Below are 25314 nucleotides of genomic sequence, written 5' to 3' on the forward strand. Positions count from 1 at the left end.
CCAAGTCGGCAAATGCAATATCGGGGGCGTTTCGTGCCCCTAAGACCAAGATGGGTTCCAAGATGCTTGCTGCATATATCCATATCCTTGCCCTGTTGCCCCTGACCGGGCAGATCATGCGTGCTGAACCACGTCGGGACGTTTGGCTATACGCATCGATTTGTCTGGCGGCATTGGGCACAATGGTTTTGTTGGGCGTTACCGGCGAGGAAGTCCAGTCGCGCGGTTTTGCAGCGGCGTTGCATTGGTCGGAACTGACCGTGATCATGATTTTTGGCGGGCTGGTAATTTGCAAAGGCCCCCATCAAGTATGGCGGCTGGCAGGCTACATTGGCGGTTACCTGCTTCTTTTCGCTATTTTAGCCGCAGTCTTCCGCCTTATTGGTGATAACGACCCAGAAACAGTGAATGGGCCTGCACTCTATTCCGGTTGGCTTTGGGCCCATATCGGCAGTTCACTGATCACCTATGCGCTGGTTACTTTGGCAGCCATTGCCGCGATGGCCTATGTGGTTCAGGAATACGCCCTTAAAAAGCGCAAACCAACCCGTTGGAGCCGACGATTGCCGCCATTGCGTGACAGTGAATACATGTTGGTCGGCTTTTTGAAATGGTCGGCATGGGTGCTGATCATCGGGATTATATCAGGTTTTGCATTACGGTACGTCGAAGGTCGCAGCCTGTGGGAGATTGACCACAAGATGCTGCTAACCTTGCTTGGCTTTGCGACCATCTGCATTCTGATCTTTATCCACGAACGATCAACCTTGCGCGGCAGAATGGCAGTGCGTTTCGTGCTTGGTGCCTGGTTGCTTCTCACCTTGGCATTTCCAGGTGTTCGTTTAGTGACCGGCTATATCGTAGGCTAGTCCCCAAACCGTTGGTTTGTAGTCCTGTTGCCCAATTTTTGCGATCACTTTGGTTGTGTATGCATAATTGCTAGTCATAAATCAGGGGCTCTGATCGGTTGCCGGGGGCTGGACGCGTTTAACTCGGTTGAATTTTCCACGGTTTTTCTTCGAATTATCCAGTTTGACGCTACGAATTTGCGCGGATGCGCCGAGAGTTGTTGCATGTCGTGCCCAGTTTTATTAATCTGCCCAAGTTTTAGGCAATTGGAATTCCTTCATGTCATTGCAGATCGGTTCTGTACATGTGCCAGAGAATGTTGTGCTGGCACCCATGTCAGGTGTGACTGACCTTCCGTTTCGGCAGCAGGTGCGCCATTTTGGCGGACATCTTGTTGTGTCCGAAATGATTGCGTCCGATGCCATGACCCGCATACAGCGGCATGAGAAGGAAGTCCGCAAAATGAATGGCGATTGCGCGGCCGAAAGCCCGCTTTCTGTTCAGCTTGCTGGCACCGAGCCCGAAGAAATGGCTGAAGCGGCCAGGATGAACGAGGCCCGCGGCGCCATGATCATTGACATCAATATGGGGTGTCCGGCCAAAAAGGTGACCAAGGGGTACGCCGGGTCGGCCCTGATGCGCGATGAAAAGTTGGCCGCAGACATTATCAAGGCGACTGTTGACGCGGTTTCAGTGCCAGTGACGCTTAAAATGCGTTTGGGCTGGGATGATGACAACCGTAATGCCCCGGCATTGGCCCGCATTGCCGAGGATCTCGGGATTGCGATGCTGACCATCCATGGTCGCACGCGTTGCCAGTTCTATAAGGGTGAAGCTGACTGGGATGCGATCGCACTGGTCAAAGATGCGGTATCGATCCCTGTTCTGGGCAATGGGGATGTCAACAGCGAGGAAGATGCCGAGGAACTTCTGGATCGGTCTGGCGCCGACGGCGTTATGATTGGCCGTGGTGCGCAAGGGCGCCCGTGGTTCCTTGCACAGGTTTCTCATTATCTCAAAACCGGTCAAAAACTTCCGTCACCTGGACTTGAGGTTCAGCTTCAAACCATCCTGCGTCACTATGACGCGATGATTGAGCATCATGGACGTCAGGGTGTTCGGATCGCCCGCAAGCATCTGGCATGGTATTGCAACAGTTTGCGGAACGCGACGGAATTCCGTCGTGTTGTCAATGTGTTGGATGATCCGGCAGAAGTTAAAGATCAGGTTCGGGCATTTTACGAACCTTTGATCGAAACCAAAATCAAACTGGATCAGGAAGCAGCCTGATCGCTTCATAACAATAATATGGCGACGGTCAAAACACGTCGTCGGGGAAGATATGCATGAGACTGGGATTTGGAAAAGGCAATGGGGTTGACCCGACCGGCGTTCTAAACGCCATTGCCAGTGCTGTTGTCGTTGCCAACAGGGATGGCAAGATCAAGTTCGTCAATCAGGCGACTGAGCAGCTGTTCAACACGAGCTCAAGCGTGTTGTGCCGTAGTAACCTGACGGACTTTATCCCGCAAGACAGCCCGGTATTCTCCTTGATCAAGCAGGCCGTTGATGAGGCAACCCTGGTTGCCGACCACAATCTGCTGATCGAAAGCCCCAAGATTGGCAAACACACGGTCAACCTAACTGTGGGGTCGATGCCCGACGACAGCGAGTGTGCGGTTTTGACCTTTGAGCCGCGATCCATCGCCCAAAAAATCGATAACCAGTTGCTGAGCCGGAATTCGGCCCGGTCTGTCAGCGCAATGGCGGCCATTCTGGCCCACGAAATCAAAAACCCGCTTTCGGGTATTCGTGGTGCAGCCCAGTTGCTTGAGCAAACCAGCAACGAAGATGACCGCGTCCTGACACGTCTGATTTGCGATGAGGCTGACAGGATTGTCGAGCTGGTTGACCGGATGGAGATTTTCTCCGACAAGCCGTTGGAGCGCGGGGCAGTTAATATCCATACTGTGCTCGAACATGTGCGTCGTTTGGCAGAAAACGGGTTTGGCAAGAACCTGACCTTCGAGGAGATTTACGATCCGTCCTTGCCACCGGTTTTTGGCAATCGCGATCAGCTTGTTCAGGTGTTCCTTAACCTGATCAAGAACGCCGGCGAGGCGGTTGATCCCAAGGATGGCAAAATCACCATTTCGACACGTTATCAGCATGGCGTCCGACTTGCCGTTGCTGGCGGTGATGCACGTGTTCATTTGCCACTTGTGGTATCGGTGCGTGACAACGGCCCGGGCATTCCGCAAGACATGCGTGAAAGTCTGTTTGACCCGTTTGTCACAACAAAGCCGACCGGTTCGGGGCTTGGCCTTGCGCTGGTTGCGAAAATTATCAATGACCATGGTGGTGTGATTGAAGTGAAAGATGTGCCTGGGGGAGGCGCAGAGTTTCAAATCATGTTGCCGATATACAATCGGGCACTGGCCGAAGGGGCATCTGACCCGGTCATAATCAAAAACAGGGAAGAAACCGCATGAGTACCAGCCCTGCGAGAATTCTGGTTGCCGACGATGATCGGGCCATTCGCACTGTCCTGACGCAGGCATTGTCGCGTCAGGGGCATGAAGTCCGTAGTACCGGCCATGGCCGTACCCTTTGGGACTGGATCGCCGACGGGGACGGCGACCTTGTGATTACCGATGTCATGATGCCCGACGAGAACGGCCTTGATATGGTGCCGCGTATCCGCAAGCTGCGCCCAGATCTTCGCGTGATCGTCATGAGCGCCCAGAACACCTTGATGACCGCGGTAAAAGCAGCCCAGCGCGGCGCGTTTGAATACCTGCCAAAACCATTCGATCTCAATGAGTTGATGGGGATTGTTGATCGGGCACTTGAGACGCCGCAAGAAAGCGAGAAGGGCGAGGAAGAGGACGAAGAGGGCGATGATCGCCTGCCATTGATCGGTCGTTCGCCGGCAATGCAGGAAATCTATCGTGCGCTTGCCCGGCTGATGAATACTGACCTGACCGTGATGGTTACTGGTGAAAGCGGAACGGGCAAGGAACTTGTTGCGCGCGCACTGCATGAATATGGCGGACGTCGCCATGGGCCTTTCGTTGCGATCAACATGGCTGCCATCCCGCGCGAACTGATCGAAAGCGAGCTTTTCGGCCACGAAAAGGGCGCCTTTACCGGTGCAAATGAGCGCAAGGTCGGACGGTTTGAACAGGCCGAAGGCGGCACATTGTTCCTTGATGAAATCGGCGACATGCCGCTTGAGGCGCAAACACGTTTGCTGCGTGTCTTGCAGGAAGGTGAATATACCCGCGTGGGTGGGCGAACGCCAATCCGGGTGAATGTGCGCATTGTTGCCGCAACCCACCGCGACCTGCGTAAACTGATCCGTGAAGGCACATTCCGCGAAGATTTATTCTATCGCCTGAATGTCGTGCCAATCCGTCTGCCGTCGCTGCGTGAACGTCTTGAAGACATTCCGGAGCTGGTCAACCACTTCCTGATGCAGGCAAGCGAAGAAGGTTTGCCACGTAAAACCTTGTCCGCCGAAGCCATGGCGCGCCTCAAAGCCCATCGCTGGCCGGGTAACATCCGTGAACTTGAAAACATGGTGCGGCGTCTGACAGCGCTTTATTCGCATGATGTGATCGGTGTGGATGTCATCGAAACCGAGTTTTCCGAAAACAATGTCAGCGAAGCCGCCCCAAGTGCAGAGCCACAATCGCTTTCGGAGTCCATAGAGCGTCATGTGCGCGAGTATTTTGACGCCCATGATGACGATTTGCCAGCCAACGGGCTTTATGATCGTATCTTGCGTGAAATGGAACGTCCGCTTTTGAATGTGACACTTGAAGCAACGCGCGGAAATCAGGTCAAGGCAGCAGAAGTACTTGGTTTGAACCGCAATACATTGCGCAAGAAAATCCGCGATCTTGGATTGGAAGTCGTCAGGGGCACGAAATGAACAATACCGACCGTTCGATCTCCAACCGGTTCTTGCGGTCGGGCTTTGTACGGTTTCTGGGGCGGCTGGGCCAGTCACGACGCTTTGCGGTCGGATTGGTAACCGCGGCCCTGATTTCGGTTACTGCGACCTATCTGGCCATGACGGGGACGGCGCCATTCCGCCCGGATCCACGTCTGATCTTGCTGTTGCTTAATATCGACCTTGTGTTGGTCTTGCTTCTGGCAACATTGGTGGCGCGCAAGCTTGTCCAGATCTGGATGGAGCGTCGACGCGGTGTCGCGGGCGCAAAGCTGCACACCCGGATGGTGTTGATGTTCTCGCTGGTGGCGGTAACACCGGCGATTGTGGTGGCCATTTTTTCTGCACTCTTTCTGCATTTTGGCATTCAGGGCTGGTTTAGTGACCGCATCAGAACGGCGGTTGAAGAAAGCATGGTAATTGCTGATGCCTACCTGCGCGAGCATCAGGAACTGATCCGTGCCGACGCCCTGGCGACAACAAGCGATTTGCAGCGTTTTGGGGTGAATTTCTCGACCAGTACGGATCGCATTGCCAATCTTTTGACCGACCAGGCGCTCGCGCGTGGCTTGCCGGAAGTCATGCTGATCGATGGAACCGGTCGGATTATCGCCCAGTCGGAATACAGTTTTTCCTATGACACCAATCAAGCTTCCGTGCCGCCCGAAGTCCTGGACGATGCGCGCGAGAAAGACGTCGTTTTGATGATCGGGTCCAGCGACAACCGTATCCGTGCGATTGCAAAGGTTCCCAGTTTTATTGATGCATTCCTGCTTGTCGGTCGATTTGTCGACCCCAACGTCCTGGATCGTATCGACAAGGCACGGCGTGCGGTTGATGCCTATGAAAGTCTGGAGGGTGAGCGGTCCGGGATCGTGATCACCTTTGTGATGATCTTCGTTCTGATTTCGGTGGTGTTGCTTCTGGCGGCCGTAACGCTGGGCCTGATGGTTGCTACACGACTTGTGCAGCCTGTTTCCCAACTGATCACCGGTGCAGAACGCGTTCGCGATGGTGACTTGTCATTCCGAGTGCCGCTGGACGGGCAGGGTGATGAGCTTGAAGCCTTGGGCCGTGCCTTTAACCGAATGACGGCACAGCTTGAAACGCAGCGAAATGAACTGATTGCGGCCAATCGCCTTAATGATGAACGACGTCGCTTCACAGAGGCCATTCTTGGCGGTGTTACAGCAGGGGTGATCGGCCTTGATCCCGAACGCAGGATTGATCTTCCCAATCGTAGTGCATCTGATCTTCTGGGGATTGATCTTGAAGGCTTCCTCGCACAGGAACTGACAGAGGTCATACCTGAATTTCTGCCGTTGTTTGATGATCTTGGCCGGGATGGCGATCGCAGCAAGCCACGCCAGATCGAAATTCGCCGTGATGGCGTTATTCTGACGCTGATGGCGCGCGTAACGGCAGAGTGGGCTGATGACGGAACTGTTTTTGGCTATGTCGTTACATTCGACGATGTTACCGAACTGCAAACAGCCCAGCGAATGGCGGCATGGGCAGATGTCGCGCGGCGTATTGCGCACGAAATCAAGAACCCGCTGACACCGATCCAGCTTTCGGCCGAGCGCTTGAAACGCCGCTATCTAAAGCAGATCAATGATGATCAGGAAGTCTTCAAGACATGTACCGACACCATCATCAGACAAGTGTCTGACATTGGGCGGATGGTTGATGAGTTTTCCAGCTTCGCGCGCATGCCATCACCGAAGATGCGACTAGAAAACCTTGGTGAACTGGTGAACAGTGCTGTGTTCCTGCAAAAACAGGCGCATAGCAACATCACTTACGACTTTGATCGCAGTGGAATTGAAAACGTGCAAATTTCCTGTGATGCGCATCAGGTTAACCAGTGCTTGATCAACACCCTAAAAAACGCTGCGGAAGCCATCGAAGGCCGGCAAAAGCCTGAAGACGGCGAGCTGCCGCGCGGCAAGATCGAGATTTCGGTGGCGACATCGCCCGACAATCAGCGCGTCTTTGTGGCTGTTTCGGATAATGGCAAGGGGCTTCCGGTTGAGCATCGGGAACGTTTGACCGAGCCCTACGTGACCACTCGGTCGAAGGGTACCGGGCTTGGTCTGGCCATCGTAAAGAAAATCATGGAAGACCATGGCGGAGAGCTTATACTCTCTGACGGCGTTGAAAACGGAGCAACGATTACGCTATCTTTCCCGAAAGTTGTCAACGCCGGAGGCGATGACGCATCGCCGGACGAAAATTCCTTAGACAATTGATTTAATTGTCAAAATCGCAACAATAAAAAGATTGATTTGGTCACGACATGGCGCACGACATTCTTATTGTCGACGATGAAGAAGATATCCGGGCTCTGATCTCCGGCATCCTCGAAGACGAGGGCTATACAACCCGCCAGGCAGGATCAAGTCAGGGCGCGCTGTCCGAAGTTGCAGCGCGCAGACCAAGCCTTGTGGTTCTTGATATCTGGATGGATGAAAGTGACCATGACGGTATTGAGACCCTGAAACTGATCAAGCGCGAGCACAGCGAAGTTCCGGTGGTCATGATTTCCGGGCACGGCAACATTGAAACTGCGCTCGAGGCGTCGCGTATCGGGGCGTATGACTTCATCGAAAAGCCGTTTAATACTGACCGTCTGTTGATGGTGGTGGAACGCGCCATTGATGATGCACGACTGCGCCGCGAAAACCGCGAACTCACGCTACGTGCAGGCGGGGATACAGAACTTGTCGGTAAATCATCAGTTTTGAATAATTTGCGCCAATCGGTCGACCGTGTGGCGCGAACGGGTAGCCGGGTCTTGATCCATGGGCCTGCGGGCTCGGGCAAGGAAGTGGTCGCGCGCCTGATTCATCAGAAATCTGCACGCGCCGAAGCCCCGTTTGTGGTTTTGAATTGTGCAAATATTTCTCCCGATACCATGGAAGAATCGCTGTTTGGTGCGGTCGCGACAGCCGATCGTGAAGCGCGCACCGGGGTACTTGAACTGGCCCATGGCGGGACTTTGTTGCTGGACGAAGTCGCGGACATGCCGCTTGAAACCCAAGGTAAAATCGTCCGCGTCTTGCAGGATCAGACATTTGAGCGTGTCGGTGGCTCGGTGCCGGTCAATGTGGATGTGCGTGTTGTTGCAACAACCGCGCGCGATCTTGAACAACGGATAGAAGAGCAAAAATTCAGACAGGACCTTTATTACCGCCTGAATGTTGTGCCGCTTGAAGTGCCGTCCTTGCAGCAGCGCCGTGACGATATTCCTGTTCTGGCGGAAATGTTTCTGGATCGTTATGCTGACGCAACGGGTCTTCCGAAAAGAAAGCTTTCGCCCGAAGCGATGGCAACCCTTCATGCCTATGACTGGCCAGGAAACGTTCGTCAGTTGCGGAATGTGATTGAAAGACTGATGATCATGGCACCGGACGACGAAGACAAGGTCGACCTGATCAGTGGCAAGATGCTGCCATCCGAGCTGTTTTCTGACGTGCCAACGTCGCTAAGTTTTGACAAGACCAGTGAAATCATGGCATTGCCGCTGCGCGAAGCGCGTGAGATGTTTGAAAAAGAATATCTCCAGACACAGATTGATCGTTTTGGCGGGAATATCTCCAAAACGGCAAGCTTTGTCGGCATGGAACGTTCAGCCTTGCATCGCAAACTGAAAAGCCTTGGTGTAAGTGGGCAATAGGCTCACGATCGTCCGGGACTGTTGTGAACGGGAGAATTCGAAATGAAGGTCATCATTTGTGGCGCCGGGCAGGTGGGCTTCCACATTGCCAAATATCTGGCTGCGGAAAACAATGATGTAACCGTGATCGACCAGTCCGAAGAACTGGTACGCAAGATTTCCGATACGCTCGAAGTCAAGGGCATCATCGGGTTCGGGTCGCACCCGGATGTGCTTCAGCAGGCCGGCGCCGAAGAGGCCGACATGCTCATCGCCGTGACCTTTGCAGATGAAGTCAACATGACAGCCTGTCAGGTCGCGCATTCGCTGTTTAACGTCCCGACCAAGATTGCGCGTATCAGAAGCCAGACCTATCTCCAGCCGGAATGGGCCAGCCTGTTTGGCCGGGAAAAGCTGCCGATTGATGTGGTGATTTCGCCGGAAATGGAAGTTGCACGTGCGGTTGCGCGCCGCCTGCAGGCCCCCGGTGCGTTTGATATGATCCCGTTTGCCGATGACAAGGTCAAAATCCTCGGTATTCGGTGCAGCGATGACTGCCCGGTGATCAACACACCCCTGCGTCAGCTTCATCAACTGTTCCCGGATCTGAATATCTCGATCCTTGGTATGATCCGTGGTGACAAAGCGGTCTATCCCAAGGGTGACGACCAAATGTTGGCAGGTGACCTTGTGTATCTGGCGGTCTCGGGGGATCAGGTCGATCGCGCCATGTCTGCGTTTGGGCATGAAGACCCCGAAGCACGCCGCATTGTGATTTTCGGTGGCGGCAACATCGCACTGTTCCTCGCAGAGGAAATCAATAAAAACTTCCCCGGCGTCACGACCCGGCTGGTCGAGGCAGATCCGGAGCGTGCGCGCTTTGTCGCACAGAAACTGCCAAAGAAAAGCGTTGTTCTGCGTGGTGATGTTCTTGATCCGGAACTGCTCGAAGAAGCCAATGTCGGCAATGCCGAGGCTGTTGTTGCCCTGACCAATGACGATGAAACCAATATTTTGGCATCCCTTCTGGCCAAGCGTTATGGCTGCCCGCGCGCACTTACACTGATTAACAAAAGCACCTATAACTCGCTCGTTTCCGAGCTCGGCGTGGATGTCGTGATCAGTCCGCGTATGACAACGGTGTCGACCATTCTGCACCATGTGCGTCGTGGTCGCATTCGGGCTGTTCACAGCCTGTCAGAGGGATTTGGCGAGGTGCTTGAGGCAGAAGCACTGGAAACGGCACCGATCGTCGGCAAGGCAATCAAGGACATCTCTATGCCGGCCAGTGTTGTATTTGGTGCAATCCTGCGGGATGGCGAGGTTGTGATGCCGCGCGCCAATACCGTGATCGAAGCCAATGACCGTATTGTGGTATTTGCAGGGTCCGAGCAGATCAAGAAAGTTGAAAAGATGTTCGCTGTCCGACTGGAATACTTCTGATTGGGCAGGGGGTTAGCTTATTCCTCATACAAATCGTCATGCAGCCAGCCACCGGAAGTTCAAATGTCTGATCAATTGCCCCATCCGCCCAAAGCCGTCCTCTTTGACTGGGATAACACCCTTGTCGACAGCTGGGGGACAATTCAGACGGCGCTTAACATGACGTTTGAGGAATTTGGTCTGGAGCGCTGGTCGATTGCAGAGACCAAACAGCGCGTTGCGCGCTCGATGCGCGACAGTTTTCCTGTTCTGTTTGGTGAGGATCGCTGGCTGGATGCCAAAGACAGTTTCTATGGCCACTTCCAATCCATCCATCTTCAAACCTTGCAACCACTTGCCGGTGCGCACGACCTGTTGTGTGCGCTGCGTGATAACGGAACTTATATCGGGGTGGTCAGCAACAAGAATGGCGACTTCCTGCGTAAGGAGGTCGATCACCTTGGATGGACGTCGTTGTTTGGCCAGATTGTCGGAGCAACCGATGCCGAAAAGGATAAGCCTGCACCCGATCCGGTCCATATGGCAATGGGCGACTCTTCGGCACCGCAATATGAGAATCTGTGGTTTGTAGGGGACAGCGCGGTCGATATTGAGTGCGCACGCAATGTCGGAGCGACTGCAATTCTGATTGGCGATGAAATAACCGGTTACAGTGACACGCAGAATTCCGCGACTCTTAGCCCTGATTGGCATTTCGCGGATTGCGGGGCGCTTGTAAGGGTTGTAAAAAGCTTCTCGAACGTCTTATAGTTCACTCAGGTCATTAAAAATGGGGCCGGAATCGTGACAGACCTGAAAGTCGACGGTTCCACATTTTCCTTGACCGCCCGAAACCAAAAAAACGCTCATAAAAGAAGGCTAGGTCTAACCAATGGCGGAAAAATCACAAAATGTTCAGGACGTCTTTCTGAACTATTGCCGTAAAAACAAAACGCCGGTTACCGTGTTTCTGGTCAACGGAGTCAAATTGCAGGGCATCATTACCTGGTTTGACAATTTCTCTGTTTTGCTGCGGCGCGATGCTCATACCCAGCTCGTTTACAAACACGCGATTTCGACGGTAATGCCGACGACACCAATCAAGCTGTTTGATCCGAGCCAGCCTGCGACGGAAGAAGAAAATAGCTGACGAGTCTCTGACTTCGGGGGGCGGCGATACGCCAGAGTCTCCCCGGGTCCTGGTTTTCCACCCGGAACTAAAACGCGCAGACCCGACCGGGACTTGGCGCGACGCTTCGTCACGTTTGGAAGAAGCGGTCAGTTTGACGGGTGCTCTTGATTTTGAAGTGGTGGGCGCAGAAATTGTGCCCATCGCAAAGTTGCGTCCTTCCACCTTGTTTGGCAAGGGCGTTACTGAACGTCTTGGTTTGCAAATCAAGGCAGAAGAAGCCGACATTGTGATGATCAACGGCATTCTCACCCCGATCCAGCAACGTAACCTGGAACGTGAATGGAAATGCAAGGTCATCGACCGAACCGGCCTGATCCTTGAAATCTTTGCCGATCGCGCACGGACCCGTGAAGGCCGCCTACAGGTGCAACTGGCACTGCTGAGCTATCAGCGATCCCGCCTTGTACGGACGTGGACGCACCTTGAGCGTCAGCGTGGTGGTCGTGGCTTCCTTGCCGGTCCTGGTGAACGCCAGATCGAGATTGACCGGCGTCTTATCGGTGACAAGCTGGCCAAGCTCCGTCGTGAGCTTGAGGAAGTCAAACGTACGCGTGAGCTTCATCGTGAAGCCCGCCGTCGGGTGCCTTATCCGATTGTCGCGCTTGTCGGGTACACCAACGCCGGAAAATCGACGCTGTTTAACCAGTTGACCGTGTCCGAGGTGTTTGCCGAAGACATGCTGTTCGCGACGCTTGATCCGACCATGCGGGGGCTGATCCTGCCAAGTGGTCGCAAGGTGATCCTGTCCGATACCGTGGGCTTTGTGTCAGATCTGCCGCATGATCTTGTCGCGGCTTTCCGTGCAACGCTTGAAGAAGTGCTGGAAGCCGACCTGATTGTGCATGTACGCGATGCCTCTTCGCCTGAAACCGAAGAGCAAAAGCTGGATGTACTTGAAGTCCTTAAGGAGCTTGGGCTTCAGAAGGCGATTGACGGTGAAGAACTGGTCGAGGCACTTAACAAGATTGATCAGCTGGAAGGCGATGACTTGCAGGCTGTCTTGGAATATGCGACGCGCCATGACAATACGATCGCGATATCGGCCTATAAGGGCACGAATTGTGAATCGTTGCTTGATCTGATCGAAGATCGCCTGACCGAAGATATGCCGATCTTTGAGCTTTGCGTGCCGTATGCGGACGGAAAGTCACTCGCCCGACTTTACGAACAGGGCGAGGTATTGAAGCGCAGTGAAGGCGCGGATGGCATTTCTGTTCAGGTACGTGTCGATACAACCCGTGTTGGCCGGTTCGAGGATTGGTGTGCCAAGGTCGGGCTTGATATTCATCTGGTGTGATAGGGAGTAAGCGCGTGGCGATCAAAGTCGATATGGACAAGGTGACCGAGATCATTCGGGAAGTGTCGGCTGTTGAGATTGCCCCGCGCTTCGGCCAGCTTGAGGATGCCGATATCGATACCAAGAGCCATGCAATGGATCTTGTCACCATCGCCGATACGGAAGCCGAGCGGGTTCTGACCCGGCGCCTGACCGATCTGCTGCCGGGAAGCCGGGCCTTGGGCGAAGAAGCGGCACATGCGGACCCGACCTTGCAGGATCGGATGTTTGCGGCCGCTGATCCTTTCTGGATCATTGATCCGGTTGATGGCACCAAAAACTTCGCCCATCACAGACAGCCATTTCGCTGTATGGTCGGTCTCTATGCGGGCGGGGAAACCGTTGCGGCATGGATTGTCGACCCGATTGAAGGGGCAGCAACTGTCGCAGAACTGGGGTCAGGTACGCGCTACAAGGATCAGCCGGTTTCGGTGCGTTCCAACATTACCAGGGCATCTGATGCCAGGGGTTTTTTGATTTCCTATGCGCGGGACCGCATCCGCAAGCATTACGGCCATCTCGATTTCTTTGCCGATGTTGCGCATTACTCGTGCTGCGGTGCCGAGTATGAAGAAATGGCGCGTGGGGCCTTTGATTTCTGTGCGTATCGCATCCTCAAGCCCTGGGACCACGCGCCGGGCACGCTATTGGTGCGTGAAGCGGGCGGGTATGCGCGCTATATCACCGCAGATGCTGATAACGAATACAATGCCAACGCGACTGCACCCGGCCTTCTTTGTGCAAGTTCAGAGGAACTTTGGGCGGAAATCAACGCAATCCTGATGCCACTTTTTAGCTAGGGGCAGGTCCGCGGATCGGAGCTCAAAATAGCTCTCCGCCAGCTTCCGGGAAGGCAGAGTTTCTGCGAGGCCATCTAGGGCGATGTCGTGCGGATTGTCGTTGCTTGCGCTTTCCACACCCAAGACACTTCTGATTGCAGGAACGCTACGAAATTCAGCGATGCTCAGCCCAGCTTTCGCGGGCGCGCCGGGTTATTTCATCAACCAGTTCAGAGCTAACCGCTTGGGGTGTCCATTGATCCTGGGGATCGAAGTGAAACAGATATAGTCGAGAGGCAAACTGCTCGAGAGGGAGGGATGCCTCACCGTATTGCTCACCGTTGCCTTGGGTCGACACCACCGTGTCATGGCCCCAGTTTTGGCCGCTATCGTTGTTGGGATTGAAAAAATAGACGCGCATGACATGCTCCAGGTCCAGCGTCACACGAGTGATTGTAATCGCATGCCAGCCAACAAAACGACCGCGCACGTCCGTTACAGCAATGCCAGCGGGTTGGGGATGGATCAGGGGGCGGTTACGGTTGTAGGTCGGGTGGTAAATTGCGACGAAGTCACGAACGAATCCCTCGTAGTCAAACAGCTTTCCGGTCGGAACGTCAACGGCGAGACGGCAACCGCGTCCAACCCACCAGCCGTGGAACTCGCGGTTGATCCATTGGTGCGGGTCACCGGGCCGATCTGCGCACAGGCGTCCCATTTCACAATAAATCCGGTCCAGATGCGGCACGACAATCAGCGATACCGGGTCAACATCTCGCGGGGGCAAGTGCGGGGGCAATGCCTGCACATTCTGCGATGATATGGCTTGCCCTTCAAAGTGCACAACGACTTCGTCGTCACGTGCGGCCCAAACAACCGTTTGCATCAAATACGCAGGTTCGTCTTGCGCCCACATCGATAGCGCTCGCGCGGCTTGGCAGGTCGGGTTGTTGCCTTGACCCACGCCGAACGGTTGGCCGATAACGTTTAGCAAACCAGCCAACAGAAAAACCTGGGCCGGACGTGCAGTACCGTAAACGGAGGAGACCAATTCCTCTACGCTAGGCGCCAGTGGGATGCTGATAAAGTGCCAGAATCCGGGCGCAATCGGCGGCATGAACAAAATGCCACGCTCCAGCAATAGCGCCAGCCCGTAGGCTGCTTGACTGGTTTCGGGGTAGATTGCCTCCAAGACAAGGTTTTTCACCAAATCGCGGTAGCAGTTCAGAGCGTCTTGCCCGGTGGAACTCAGGCCAAGAGCATGGGGCATCAGATCCATATTGTCTTGCGCGATAAAGCGTAAAAACACCGGATGATAGGGCGAGACCAGTCCTGTGTCGTGCATGGCGCGCGCAAAACCGCTGGCTTCTTGTGCAAGGGCATTGGCGTCCATGGTGGAAAGACGCTCGTAATAGGCATCAAGACCGGGATCTTCACGACACCCCTGGGTGGGGCCGAACAGGGCGCTGATCAGGCGGTCCGCTCCCATGCCGGCATTGCCGATGCTCTTGCCGCTCAACTCTGCGGTTTCACTGTAAATACACGCGGCAATTTGACTGATCATGGCCTTGACGCTATCGACCTGGATTGGCCTCTGCGCCAGAATACGCCAAATTTCAGCAATCAATTCGTCGAGGATACCTTCAAGGCCAATGCGCTCGGCGAGAAATTCATACAGCGTGCGCACCGATGTCCCGAGCACCGATTCCTGTGCACGCTCGGCCTCGCTCGAACCTTCGAACAAGATGTTGAGGTTGAGAGCCAGAACCTGCGACAGAAAATGGCGCGCCTGTTCGTCGGTCAGGTCGTCGCGTATCAAATCCCCGTTGGCCACCGCGAGGAAGCGCAGTTCATTGAGGTATTCCAGCGTCGCAGTTATTTTGTCACCTTGCCAGAGGGTGTTGGCAGCAAGGCCCGGCTGTAGCGACTTGGGATGCTCCCAGTCGCCGCCATGGAAGATGCCGGCAGTGTCGAGCCGGCCGATGCGGGCATAGATGGCCTCCACGCCGCCGGGCTGAGCGCCCAGGCGACGTGTAATGTCCAATGCAGCCGTCTGATGGCTCGCCTTGGCGAAGTGGCGAGCACGCTCCAGTCGCTCGATGGCAGCATCAAGCAAACCCTCCAGCTTGTGTCGGTGCTCCATGCCGGAGGTGTCGGGCGTGTAATCAGAATTCAAGGCCATTTGCACTCCAGTGTAGCGCTATGTACGTCGGATGGACGTCAGACGTAGTAATCGAGTTCTTCTTGGCGATTGAGCAGCTCACGCATGCGTTCTGCATTGTCGCCGAAGAAGTATGCCAGCCCCCAGTGTGTGCCAAAAGCTGTGCGCTTCGGGACCTTGGCTTCTGCCGGCGCGGACAGCTCGTGAAACTCGAAATATTCATGGTTTTCCGTCTCTTCTGGGATTTGCAGTTCGCTGACCACCCGGCGGCGCGGATAGACACCAAAGCACCCGGCATAACCTGTTGCGTCCACGACTTCGCGAGGGAAGAAAGCCTCGACCTCTTCGGCTGTCGATTTTGGATCGAACATTAATACCAGCCCGTGATAGGCGTTGAAACCATAAGTACGTTCCATCAGTTCAAATACATTGAAGCCAGGCGGGCGGTAAGCAACTTCGCCGAAGTGCATCTTGCCGTCGGACGTGACAAAGTATTCAGGGTGGATGAAACCGAAATCAATGTTGAAGGTCTCGATCAGTTTGTTGATTTCGTCTTCTACTTGTGGACGCCATTTTTCCATTTCGGGTGACGCCGGGACGAACACCGAATAACCTAAGGTGACGTATTCGGAAATGTTGAGAAACTGGATTTTGCGGTTCCAAATAAACGCCTCGCAGGCAAACTCAAAGCCGTCGAGGTGACTTTCCATCAAACACGGAAACTCATCATCGGGGATGTTTTCCACGTCGTCCGGCGTATGGACCACCCGGTGGCCCAAACAACCTGCCATGTCGAAAGCCTTGAGGTGGATTGGATCGTTGGGGTCACCGTCGAGCTTCATCAAGGCTTGATTGACGCGTTTGAGGAAGTGAATAACGTCGCTCCTCTCGCGGGCTTCTTCAAAAATACCCACGCGGATACCGCCAAGCTGTGCACGGCGCTTCATCAACGATTTGTCACGAAACAGCATTGACTGGTTGAGCAGACGGGGATTGTCCAACAGGACCGCGTTGATGGCACCGGCCCATTCCACAACTTCTTCGAACAACGGGATCGCAACGTCGACGCCCATTTCTTGAAGCGTCTGGGCGAGCTCGTACGATCGCTCGTTCAAGCGGTCAAAATTCCATTTGAGGAACGGAATACCGTGTTCCTTGGCGTACGGCTCAGCCCAATCCGGGGCAACCACAATGTAACGTCGGTCGAAGCGGTCAATGGCGTCAATGGCCTTGAGGCTCCAGCCAATAATGGCAATGTAGCCCTTGTTAGGGTCTTTGGGGTTCTCTTGGTTTGATGCTAGCTCAGTAGTCATAGTTATTCGTTCCCTTCGACGGTTATGTCTTGGTCGCGGTATGAAATATGACGGCTTTGATGAACACGGCCGAAAACCGGATCAGCACGCCACGCGTGCTGAAGCCACGACCGTTGTTCAACAACGGTTTAGGAGGCTACGGTCATATTGGCTTGATGTGCTGAACGGGGTGATTTTCCCCTGCTTGTGCTTGATTCATCAGCTTCGGATGCGGCATGTGCGCGCAAGATGTGCATGAACGACGTTGTTATGTTTGTCAGCATGGGGCGGACCATAACGCATTTAAGCTGCAATGTCGAATTTCAGCAAAATCAGAGACTAATATATATCTAAATAAGACGCATTAATTCAGGTCAGATTGTCCCTGAAATGTGATATTTAGATAGAAATACGTGAAATAAAATCGAGAGAAACGAAGATAATCTGTGGATTTTGGTTTAATCGTGCGCCATAAAAATATATTTGTAATTTAGTTGTTTTTATTCAACGCCACATATTATGGTTGTGAGTTCTATATTCCGTGGAAAAGTTATTTTGGATGATGACCTAATAATCTTAAAAATACTGACGAGCATGTTTTGTTCACGCCTAACGGGTGGCTGTGTGGGGCTGCGGAGGGGGTCAAGAAAAACCGAGGCAGAAGACCGGAACTCTGATTGATCAGTTTCCATGACAAGAGTATCCAAACCACTGCAAAAATTCTGGGTAGTCAGTGCCCCATTTGAAGATGTCTTCGGGGGTTGTGCATGCGCAGTGTTAAACTTCGCCTCGCTCTACCTTCTTTGCGAGGTTCCATAGCCCATCCATTTCAGTCAGGTCGGAATCTGCTGCGGTTCGTCCGTCACGGGCGAGCTCGTCTTCAATGAAATGGAAGCGTTTGGTGAATTTGTGATTGGCACCGCGGAGTGCGACTTCCGGATCCACCCCGATCTTTCGTGCCAAATTGGCCATGACAAACAGCATATCCCCTAACTCGTCCTGCAATCGCGCTTGGTCGGGGCTTGCGGTCATTTCGGCTTTGAGTTCGTCGATTTCTTCATGAAGTTTTTCAAAGACTTCATCGGTGCTGGGCCAGTCAAAGCCAACGCGGGCGGCACGCTTGGTCAGTTTTTCAGCGCGCATCAATGCGGGCAGGGCACTTGCCACCCCATCAAGGGCGCTGTGGCGTTCATGTCCTTTGACTTCGGCCTTTTGAGCGCGTTCGGCCGCCTTGATCTTTTCCCAGGTCTGATTAACGCCATCGGTTGTTGTGGCATCCCCGTCGCCAAAGACATGTGGATGGCGGCTGATCATTTTTGAAACGATGCTGTTGGCGACGTCTTCGAACTCGAAATGGCCTGCTTCCTTTGCCATCTGGGCATGGAAGACAACTTGCAAAAGCAGATCGCCCAACTCGTTGCACAGTTCGGGCATGTCGTTGTCGGCAATGGCGTCAGCGACTTCGTAGGCCTCTTCGATAGTGTAGGGGGCAATGGTCGAGAAATCCTGTTCCAGGTCCCACGGGCAACCGCCATCCGGGTTGCGCAGCTTTGCCATGACGTCAAGAAGGTCGTTTATGGCTTTGCTGTTATGCGTGGTCATGGTGAATGTCCTGTTTGCTTTGCTGCTGTGCCCCGTTTGATTGTTAAGTCCTATCGCGCTGCACCAGAACTGACAAGTAGATGATGAGAGCAAAACAAAACCCGCAAGGCCGGTCTGGCACTTGCGGGTTTTGCTGTGATGTTTGGATGCCCTTTTGGCTTATGCAGCCTTGAGCTTTTCCTGTTTTTCGGTGCTGTCATCCTTGGATTGCGTGGATGATGCACTTTCTTCTTTTTTACCTTCGACCAGACCGCGATGCAGGGCGACGATAGCCTTGTTAAAGTCCCCTTCTGCAACAACAAACTGCAGATCAACGCGGCGGCTCGGATAGTGGGAGGCCACCAGTTCAACACCGGCTTCATCCAGTATCGTAACCGCACGGGCAAACAGACCCGGCTGTTCGATATTGGCGCCGATGACCGAAACAATCGCAACCTTGCGGGTTTGAACGGTTGCTTCGGGCTGGTTTGCCTCGATCTCGTCAACACAGCGACGGATTTGTTTCAGCGGTGCTGACACATAATGCGTAATCGTGTTGGCATTCAGGTTCTTGGTGACAGTCGGCACCTTGTAACGTTTCAGAACGTTCAGAATGGACTCTTCGCCACCCGGAACACCAACCATGTCCTGATTGAAGACTTCAATTTCGAACGCGGTTGGTACGCCGGTCACGATTTCAACGCGGCTATTTTCCGGTTCCCAATGATCATCAATAACCGTGCCCGGATGTTCCGGTTCAAAGGTATTGGCGATCCGCAGCGGAATGTCATTCTGACGCAAGCCCTTGGCGGCACGTGGGTGGATGGCTTCCATGCCCATGTTCGACAGTTGGTCGGCCACGTCATAGCTGGTCCGGCCAATCGGGCGTACGGCATCTTCACCAACGATGCGCGGGTCAGCGCTCGAGAGATGGAATTCCTTGTGAATGATCGCTTCACGGGCCTGAGTCAGGCAGGCAATGCGCGAGAAGGTCACTTCACTGTAGCCACGGCCATAGATGCTCATCAGGCCTTCGCTGCACTGAGCGTAACCTGTAGCGATCGCAAGCTGGTTTGACAGATCAATGTCTTCAAATACCTTGTTTATGCGGCCATCAAGGGTGGATGCCTCTGGTTCGCGCCAACCAGAAAGGTCGGCGAACACGGCATTAACGCCCTTGGCGCGCAGGAGCAACATGGTGTTGTGCGCACTGTGTGCTTCACCAATCGCAGAAAGCATTTCACGCACGGTCAGAAGATGCTTTTCAAGCTTGAAATGACCGAAGCTGCACAGGCGATGAAGATCCATCAGGCAGCTGCGCGTGCCTTCGATGCGTTCCTGCACAAAGGCATTGGCCAGCTTCAGTTCCGGAGCGTCGCCAAAGATTTCCTCGTTGATGGCGCACATTTTTTCGGAAACTATGGTCAAGGCATCGCCCCAGGCCCAATCGGTCTCCGAACCGGCGTAAAGCTGATAGACGCCTGCTTCGCCAGTCTTTTTGTTTTCGAGCAGAAGGTCGGTAAAGCCGCCATATGCCGAAACGACAAAGACACGATTGTAAAGTTCGTCTTCGCTACGATTGCCGACCAGAATGTTGTCCATGACCGCATCAACCTGGGTCATCGACGTACCACCGATCTTGTGAACGCTATGCCCAGCGTCCTTGTTTTTCTGGGCTGAAAGCATGTTGCCTCCTTTGGGGGCGTATCCTTAAAAAAATATGCTCAAGAGCGCGCGGGGCAGATTGTCGCTGCCCCGCACAAAAGCTTTTAGCTGGCGAGGGCTTCGCCATCGAGCGGGTAGACACCGTTTTCGTCATGAACTTCACGACCATTGAGCGGCGGGTTGAAGGCACAAGCCACAACCATGTCTTCGGTGCCGCCGCGCAGATAGTGGCGGTCATGTTTGTCGAGGATGTAAACAGTGCCCGGCTCGATTTTGTATTTCTTGCCGTCAGCAATGGTTTCCACTTCGCCATTACCCGAGATGCAATAAACAGTCTCGAAATGGTTGGCGTAGCAGATTTCTGTTTCAGTACCGGCATAGATGGTGGTGATGTGGAACGAGAAGCCCATGCCATCTTCTGCGAGTGACAGACGGGTGCTTTCCCAATTGTCCGAAACCACGCGGCGACCGGATGCTTCACATTCTTTCAGAGTACGAACAATCATTTTTAACTCTTTGATATAATTAAGTTGTGGGGCAGGGCGACGCATCAAAGCGTCGCCCCAACTTTTTGTTACTCAGCGGCAGCTTTGGCCGGGGTGACGTCCTTGCCCATGGCTTTGGCAGTTGCCAGTTCAAGGATTTCCAGACCATGTGCCAAATCCTGCTTGGAGATGATCAAAGGCACAAGGCATTTGACAACTTCATCTTCCGGGCCACTGGTTTCAATTACAAGGTTATGTTTGAAACATTCCTTGGTCACCTGTGATGCGAGCTCACCGCTTTCAAAGCAGATACCCTGCATCAGGCCACGGCCCTTGCGATAAATTTTGCCATCACCATAACGATCAGCGATCTCGGTCAGGCGCGTTTCAAGGAACGCAGCCTTGTCGCGAACGTCAGCGGCGAACTGGTCGTCAGACCAGAAGTGCTCAAGTGCGGCAGCAGCGGTCACAAACGCGTGGTTGTTGCCACGGAAGGTGCCGTTGTGCTCGCCCGGATGCCAGACATCAAATTCCGGTTTCATCAGCAGCACAGCAAGCGGAAGACCATAAGCCGAAAGCGACTTCGACAGGGTAATCATGTCCGGCTTGATGCCCGCAGGTTCGAAGCTAAAGAACGTGCCGGTACGGCCACAACCCGCCTGAATGTCATCGACAATCAGAAGGATGTCATGCTTGCGGCAAACTTTCTCCAGGTTCTTGAGCCAGCCGAAGTCAGCTGCATTCAGACCGCCTTCACCCTGAAGCGTTTCAACGATAACGGCTGCGGGCAGGGCGATACCACTGGAGTTGTCCGACAGGACACGGTCCAGATATTCGGTGGTGTCCGCACCGTCACCCATGTAACCGTCAAACGGAACAGCAACAGCGTTATCAAGCGATACGCCGGCAGCGCCACGATGATGTTCGTTACCGGTGATGGCAAGCGAACCCAAAGTACAACCGTGGAAGCCATTGGTGAATGAAATCACGGTTTCGCGGCCTTTGACGCGGCGTGCCAGTTTCAGGGCAGCTTCGACGGCGTTGGTGCCAGTCGGGCCGGTAAACTGAACCTTGTATTCCATGTCGCGCGGCTTGAAGATCTTTTCTTCAAGGGCTTCAAGGAAAGCGGCTTTGGCCTTGGTGTGCATGTCCAGACCATGGGTCACACCGTTTGATTTGATATAATCAATCAGCTTTTCCTGAAGAACAGGATGGTTGTGGCCATAGTTAAGGCTGCCTGCACCTGCAAGGAAATCAAGGTAGCGGTTGCCATCTTCGTCGGTCAGCCATGCGCCTTCTGCCGATTCAAAGGTTACAGGGAAGGAGCGTGCGTAGCTCTGAACTTCCGATTCAAGGCGATCAAATACAGTCATAGTTCCCTCTTTCAGATTGGGAAAAATCAAGTCCACCTGTCATGCCAAACGTTCCGGCTTGCCGGATGTTCCAGAAATGATCGAGCCATTTCGTGCATGAAAGATGGGGAAAAATTGGTCTGCCGAATTAGGCAGCGACGCGTTCGACGTCTTCGCGCTCGAACGGTCCGATCTGCCACAAGATTTCGCTGGCAGCGGCACCTTCAAAGTGCGTTTCACGTTCAAACTGAACCTTGCGTTTGACGTCGGCGCCCAGTTCGCGTGCAACGGAGCGGAAAACACCCTGCGAAGGAGCGTTGGTTGACGTGATCGTCGTGTTCAGCTGAGAGACACCGTGGCAGGACGGACGATCCAGGATGTCAAGGATCAGGCGTTTCGCCAGGCGCAGGCCACGGGCCTTCGGGGAAACGGCGACCTGCCAGATGAAAAGCTGTTCAGGTGTATCCGGGACGATGTAGCCCGAAACGAAGCCTACGGCTTCGCCATTCAGTTCGGCAATCGCGCATGTGTCAGCAAAGTGTGAACACTGCAGCAGATTGCAGTACACCGAGTTTTCATCCAACGGCTTGCAGTCGGCGATCAGGTTGTTCACCGCAGAGCCGTCTGTGGCTTTGGGTTTACGGATAATCAGGTTGGCTTTCTGGCCGGTATTGCCGTTTGTGTTGGCAATTTTCATCGGTCTGCCTGCTCTGTTATTTCGATATGCGATCATTTATGCCGCGAGAGATATATAGAATAGCGATGTAAATTGATCAACCCTATTGTTGTGACTTTCCTGTGAAAATGTATAAGTCATTGAAAATAAATGAAATATAAATGTATCGACGTCCGATAGTGATTATATTCTTTCGATGAAATATTATTTCCTGAAAAGAGCGGGTTTCGATGTAAAAAATGATCGAAATTCGATGCAAAAATGTCTTAAACCATTGCGAAATTGCGGCCGTAGGGCTAAAACAGCGTTTTCTACAGAAAACCGAAGATGCCCGGAAAATAACAATGGATAAATTGCATGAAGCGTTGATCTCCATCCGCCGTATCCTGCGCGCGAGTGATATCCACGCAAAAAGGCTTGGTAAGGTAACCGGGCTTAAAACGTCACAGCTTCTTGTTTTGCAGTCTCTTGAGGAATTCGGCGAGATGACGGTTGGCCAGATTGCGGCCAAAGTCAATTTGGCCCAGGCGTCGACCACAGCTCTGGTCGACAAATTGCAAGCAATGCAGCTTGTTACCCGCGAGCGTGGCGATACCGACAAGCGCAAGGTGTTTGTCCGGCTGACCGACCAGGGCAGGGCAATCCTTGATCGCGCACCGATGGCACTTCACGACCGGTTTTCTGATAACTTCAATAGTCTTGAAGAATGGGAACAGACTTTTCTGATCGCAGCCCTTCAACGTGTTTCAGGCATGATGGACGCCAGCGACATCGATGTCGCGCCGGTTCTGGACCACAACGTTATTGTTGAAAAACGTGACTAGCGGCAACAACCAGGGGGCCGCACCGCAAATGCATCGGCCCAAAGGTTGAAAGGCGCCAAGGTTCGATGCTCGCGAGCGGGACGTTCAGAGAGCATGAAGGTTGTCATAGAAGGATCTCTAATCCTGAGAAACAGACGGGCGCTCAAGCCAGACGCTTAGTTCTTTGTTTGCCGTAATCAAACCTTCCCGGTTAATGATCTTGCGGGCAATGGCACTGGATACCGCACGCGTACGCTTGTTCAGGACGACGCCCATTTCATTTTGATCATGTGCTTCGACGTCAAGCTTGTCATAGAGCGACAGCAACCGGTTTTGTACGGTGCGTAATGACAGCTTTCGTCGCATTGCGATTGCCTTGTCAGGAAGGCCCAGCGCCAGATCAAGCAAGATCAGATATTCGAATTCGGTGAGCGCACTGCGTGAGCGCATCTGCTGGGCCTGGATTTGATGGACTTCACGATCAACCACGATCTGGGCTTCGATCAGAACAGCGCGCAGTGCCAGCCGCATTTTATCCTGTGTCGCTGTTTTGAGAACGTAACCATATGCCGCCTGGTCGGGGACAATGCGCGTGATTCCGCGCAAATAGGCCTCATCTGAATAGTTCGACCAAAACAGGATCCTTGTATTGGGTCGACCTGCCCAGATTGTTCGGGCTGCCTCAATCCCGTTATGTTCTTTCATCCGAAGATCCATCACGATCGCAGTGATTTGATGCCGATGCGCAAGGGTTTCCGCTTCCTTGCCGTTATTGGCGACGAGAATTTCATCAAATTCCGGCAATGTTTGCTCGACGATTTCCAGCAGAAAATCGGCATGCATGTTGTCATCTTCAACCAGCAATATTTTCATTGACGTTTTCTCCTTGTTGTCTGGTTTTTTGATGCAACTTGATTGTCACAGTTGTTCCGTCTGACGTGGCAAGATCGTAATGCGCCCCAATCAGTCTGGCGCGCGTTTTCATATGTTCAAGCCCACTAGAGGGTTTCATGGGTTGCGGTCGGAATTTTCCATTGTCTGAGATCTGGATGGTCAAGACATTATCCGGGGAGGCTGTAACCTGCACAGACACAAGCGAAGCATTCGAGTGCAGCACGGCGTTGTTGATTGCTTCCTGACAAATGCGGAAAATCGCGATGCGGGTTGTTTCAGGCAACAAGTCAATGGCGCCATCTGTCGCGTCATTGACCTTGAATTGCATTGTGCTGTCATAGCTTACAGCACGTTCAAGGTGCGTTTGAACAGCATGGTGGAAACCGAACAGGTCAAGGATTGAGGGGATGGAAGTGTCGATGATGTCCCGAAGCCCCTGAATCATGTTTTGGACTTGTCGTTGCAATCTCAGATACTGGGCCTCGCTTAGGCCAGGGCGCAGGTCCCTGGCGATGCGGGTCAGGTCGGCCAGGGTTTGATCGTGCAAATCCATGCCGATACGCTGACGTTCTGCCTCAAGCGCGTCTGTCAGGCTTAGCGCACCGAGCCGTAATCCTTCTTCGCGCGCAAGTATTTCTGCGCGCATAATCGCTTCCTTGTTTGCCTTTTCGTTGGCCCGCAAGGCGTGAAAATAGGGCGCGAGCATATCGGCCAAGATGCGCATTTGCTCAAGGTGGCTATGGTCGTAAAAATCTTCTTTTGTTGAAGAGCAATTCAATGAGCCAACGACTTCACCAAGAACCTTCATTCCGACGCTGACACGGCTGCGTAATTCGTGATCAATGATCGGCGCACTTACCGCGCCGGGGAAAACGAAACGAGGGTCTTTAAGGGCATTTCCCGTCAGAAGATGATCTGTGTTGCCCAGAAGGATATCGCGGATGGGAGCCTTGTGGACGTTCGAGCGCATCTTGCTCCAGGCGGTTTCAACGCCAACCTCGTATGCCGTCGCCCACATTTTGTCTGTGTCAATCAGGCAGACATCCAGATGATCAAACTCAATGATCTTTTCGATCTCGGTTTTTACCGAACTTAGGGCCGAATGAATATCAAGGTTGCCTGCAAGCAAATTGGATATTCGAAGGTAATGAGCAAGATCCGACATGGTTGTTTCCTCCGCCCTTTGAATAATATTCGCAGGCATTTCCCTT

21 protein-coding genes are annotated in these 25314 nt (G+C 53.4%); 12 read left to right on the plus strand and 9 right to left on the minus strand.

The features are described from left to right. Window positions 1–62 precede the first annotated feature (62 nt). The 11 genes from ccsA (at window position 63) to AUQ43_RS04320 (ending at window position 13215) form a co-directional block, all read left to right on the plus strand. On the plus strand, window positions 63–869 hold the full coding sequence (gene ccsA, locus AUQ43_RS04270) for a cytochrome c biogenesis protein CcsA (RefSeq protein WP_062955253.1): 807 nt from the start codon (window positions 63–65) through the stop codon (window positions 867–869). 259 nt (window positions 870–1128) lie between these two features. Further along, on the plus strand, window positions 1129–2139 hold the full coding sequence (dusB, locus tag AUQ43_RS04275; RefSeq protein ID WP_062954850.1) for a tRNA dihydrouridine synthase DusB: 1011 nt from the start codon (window positions 1129–1131) through the stop codon (window positions 2137–2139). A gap of 56 nt (window positions 2140–2195) precedes the next feature. Next, entirely contained in the window at window positions 2196–3341 is a 1146-nt protein-coding gene (locus tag AUQ43_RS04280) for a nitrogen regulation protein NR(II) (protein ID WP_062954851.1), read from the plus strand. Further along, a complete protein-coding gene (ntrC, locus tag AUQ43_RS04285) occupies window positions 3338–4786 on the plus strand; it encodes a nitrogen regulation protein NR(I) (RefSeq protein WP_062954852.1) in 1449 nt (482 codons plus the stop codon). Before AUQ43_RS04280 ends, ntrC begins: the two co-directional genes overlap by 4 nt. Continuing rightward, window positions 4783–7059, plus strand: coding sequence for a PAS domain-containing sensor histidine kinase (locus tag AUQ43_RS04290; RefSeq protein ID WP_062954853.1), 2277 nt, complete (start codon window positions 4783–4785; stop codon window positions 7057–7059). The genes ntrC and AUQ43_RS04290 overlap by 4 nt, the downstream gene beginning before the upstream one ends. Window positions 7060–7106: 47 nt before the next feature. After that, window positions 7107–8486, plus strand: a complete 1380-nt coding sequence (locus tag AUQ43_RS04295; RefSeq protein WP_062954854.1) for a sigma-54 dependent transcriptional regulator — start codon at window positions 7107–7109, stop codon at window positions 8484–8486. 42 nt (window positions 8487–8528) lie between these two features. Further along, window positions 8529–9908 carry a Trk system potassium transporter TrkA gene (gene trkA / locus AUQ43_RS04300; RefSeq protein ID WP_062954855.1) on the plus strand — a complete coding sequence of 460 codons (1380 nt, stop codon included), beginning with the start codon at window positions 8529–8531 and terminating at the stop codon, window positions 9906–9908. Between the two features lie 63 nt (window positions 9909–9971). After that, the gene (locus AUQ43_RS04305) at window positions 9972–10658 is read left to right on the plus strand and encodes an HAD family hydrolase (protein ID WP_062954856.1); all 687 of its coding nucleotides are present in this window, start codon (window positions 9972–9974) and stop codon (window positions 10656–10658) included. A gap of 121 nt (window positions 10659–10779) precedes the next feature. Then, the gene (gene hfq, locus AUQ43_RS04310; protein ID WP_008891082.1) at window positions 10780–11037 is read left to right on the plus strand and encodes an RNA chaperone Hfq; all 258 of its coding nucleotides are present in this window, start codon (window positions 10780–10782) and stop codon (window positions 11035–11037) included. A 7-nt stretch (window positions 11038–11044) separates the two neighbouring features. Beyond that, window positions 11045–12376, plus strand: a complete 1332-nt coding sequence (hflX, locus tag AUQ43_RS04315) for a GTPase HflX (RefSeq protein ID WP_062955254.1) — start codon at window positions 11045–11047, stop codon at window positions 12374–12376. Window positions 12377–12390: 14 nt separating this feature from the next. Further along, a complete protein-coding gene (locus AUQ43_RS04320) occupies window positions 12391–13215 on the plus strand; it encodes an inositol monophosphatase family protein (protein ID WP_084271982.1) in 825 nt (274 codons plus the stop codon). Between the two features lie 154 nt (window positions 13216–13369). On the opposite strand, the gene AUQ43_RS04325 is transcribed toward AUQ43_RS04320, so the two are convergent. The 7 genes from AUQ43_RS04325 to ectA all read right to left on the minus strand — a co-directional run bounded on the left by AUQ43_RS04325 (window position 13370) and on the right by ectA (window position 22427). After that, window positions 13370–15376, minus strand: a complete 2007-nt coding sequence (locus AUQ43_RS04325) for a hypothetical protein (protein ID WP_114129901.1) — start codon at window positions 15374–15376, stop codon at window positions 13370–13372. Between the two features lie 38 nt (window positions 15377–15414). Next, a complete protein-coding gene (locus AUQ43_RS04330) occupies window positions 15415–16668 on the minus strand; it encodes an acetyl-CoA carboxylase biotin carboxylase subunit family protein (protein WP_062954857.1) in 1254 nt (417 codons plus the stop codon). A 756-nt stretch (window positions 16669–17424) separates the two neighbouring features. Next, on the minus strand, window positions 17425–18249 hold the full coding sequence (gene mazG, locus AUQ43_RS04335) for a nucleoside triphosphate pyrophosphohydrolase (protein ID WP_062954858.1): 825 nt from the start codon (window positions 18247–18249) through the stop codon (window positions 17425–17427). Between the two features lie 159 nt (window positions 18250–18408). Beyond that, entirely contained in the window at window positions 18409–19914 is a 1506-nt protein-coding gene (locus tag AUQ43_RS04340; RefSeq protein ID WP_062954859.1) for an aspartate kinase, read from the minus strand. An 83-nt stretch (window positions 19915–19997) separates the two neighbouring features. Then, a complete protein-coding gene (locus AUQ43_RS04345) occupies window positions 19998–20399 on the minus strand; it encodes an ectoine synthase (RefSeq protein WP_008891076.1) in 402 nt (133 codons plus the stop codon). Between the two features lie 68 nt (window positions 20400–20467). Continuing rightward, window positions 20468–21751, minus strand: coding sequence for a diaminobutyrate--2-oxoglutarate transaminase (gene ectB / locus AUQ43_RS04350; protein WP_062954860.1), 1284 nt, complete (start codon window positions 21749–21751; stop codon window positions 20468–20470). A gap of 127 nt (window positions 21752–21878) precedes the next feature. Then, window positions 21879–22427 carry a diaminobutyrate acetyltransferase gene (gene ectA / locus AUQ43_RS04355; RefSeq protein WP_062954861.1) on the minus strand — a complete coding sequence of 183 codons (549 nt, stop codon included), beginning with the start codon at window positions 22425–22427 and terminating at the stop codon, window positions 21879–21881. Window positions 22428–22750: 323 nt separating this feature from the next. Between ectA and AUQ43_RS04360 the strand changes: the two genes are divergently transcribed. Then, window positions 22751–23230, plus strand: a complete 480-nt coding sequence (locus AUQ43_RS04360) for a MarR family winged helix-turn-helix transcriptional regulator (protein WP_062954862.1) — start codon at window positions 22751–22753, stop codon at window positions 23228–23230. 117 nt (window positions 23231–23347) lie between these two features. Here the strand turns inward: AUQ43_RS04360 and AUQ43_RS04365 are convergent, their stop codons facing one another. Together AUQ43_RS04365 and AUQ43_RS04370 are read right to left on the minus strand one after the other, a co-directional pair. Continuing rightward, entirely contained in the window at window positions 23348–24082 is a 735-nt protein-coding gene (locus AUQ43_RS04365) for a response regulator transcription factor (RefSeq protein ID WP_062954863.1), read from the minus strand. Further along, window positions 24063–24911 carry a sensor histidine kinase gene (locus tag AUQ43_RS04370; protein WP_198157141.1) on the minus strand — a complete coding sequence of 283 codons (849 nt, stop codon included), beginning with the start codon at window positions 24909–24911 and terminating at the stop codon, window positions 24063–24065. Before AUQ43_RS04370 ends, AUQ43_RS04365 begins: the two co-directional genes overlap by 20 nt. Window positions 24912–25314 lie beyond the last annotated feature (403 nt).

This window comes from Thalassospira sp. MCCC 1A01148 (assembly GCF_001613795.1).
Classification (GTDB): domain Bacteria; phylum Pseudomonadota; class Alphaproteobacteria; order Rhodospirillales; family Thalassospiraceae; genus Thalassospira.

Coding starts and splice junctions, on each gene's coding strand:
- ccsA (WP_062955253.1), top strand. CDS start 63: ATGCTTGCTGCATATATCCATATCCTTGCCCTGTTGCCCCTGACCGGG.
- dusB (WP_062954850.1), top strand. CDS start 1,129: ATGTCATTGCAGATCGGTTCTGTACATGTGCCAGAGAATGTTGTGCTG.
- AUQ43_RS04280 (WP_062954851.1), top strand. CDS start 2,196: ATGAGACTGGGATTTGGAAAAGGCAATGGGGTTGACCCGACCGGCGTT.
- ntrC (WP_062954852.1), top strand. CDS start 3,338: ATGAGTACCAGCCCTGCGAGAATTCTGGTTGCCGACGATGATCGGGCC.
- AUQ43_RS04290 (WP_062954853.1), top strand. CDS start 4,783: ATGAACAATACCGACCGTTCGATCTCCAACCGGTTCTTGCGGTCGGGC.
- AUQ43_RS04295 (WP_062954854.1), top strand. CDS start 7,107: ATGGCGCACGACATTCTTATTGTCGACGATGAAGAAGATATCCGGGCT.
- trkA (WP_062954855.1), top strand. CDS start 8,529: ATGAAGGTCATCATTTGTGGCGCCGGGCAGGTGGGCTTCCACATTGCC.
- AUQ43_RS04305 (WP_062954856.1), top strand. CDS start 9,972: ATGTCTGATCAATTGCCCCATCCGCCCAAAGCCGTCCTCTTTGACTGG.
- hfq (WP_008891082.1), top strand. CDS start 10,780: ATGGCGGAAAAATCACAAAATGTTCAGGACGTCTTTCTGAACTATTGC.
- AUQ43_RS04325 (WP_114129901.1), bottom strand. CDS start 15,376: ATGGCCTTGAATTCTGATTACACGCCCGACACCTCCGGCATGGAGCAC.
- AUQ43_RS04330 (WP_062954857.1), bottom strand. CDS start 16,668: ATGACTACTGAGCTAGCATCAAACCAAGAGAACCCCAAAGACCCTAAC.
- mazG (WP_062954858.1), bottom strand. CDS start 18,249: ATGACCACGCATAACAGCAAAGCCATAAACGACCTTCTTGACGTCATG.
- AUQ43_RS04340 (WP_062954859.1), bottom strand. CDS start 19,914: ATGCTTTCAGCCCAGAAAAACAAGGACGCTGGGCATAGCGTTCACAAG.
- AUQ43_RS04345 (WP_008891076.1), bottom strand. CDS start 20,399: ATGATTGTTCGTACTCTGAAAGAATGTGAAGCATCCGGTCGCCGCGTG.
- ectB (WP_062954860.1), bottom strand. CDS start 21,751: ATGACTGTATTTGATCGCCTTGAATCGGAAGTTCAGAGCTACGCACGC.
- ectA (WP_062954861.1), bottom strand. CDS start 22,427: ATGAAAATTGCCAACACAAACGGCAATACCGGCCAGAAAGCCAACCTG.
- AUQ43_RS04360 (WP_062954862.1), top strand. CDS start 22,751: ATGGATAAATTGCATGAAGCGTTGATCTCCATCCGCCGTATCCTGCGC.
- AUQ43_RS04365 (WP_062954863.1), bottom strand. CDS start 24,082: ATGAAAATATTGCTGGTTGAAGATGACAACATGCATGCCGATTTTCTG.
- AUQ43_RS04370 (WP_198157141.1), bottom strand. CDS start 24,911: ATGAAGGTTCTTGGTGAAGTCGTTGGCTCATTGAATTGCTCTTCAACA.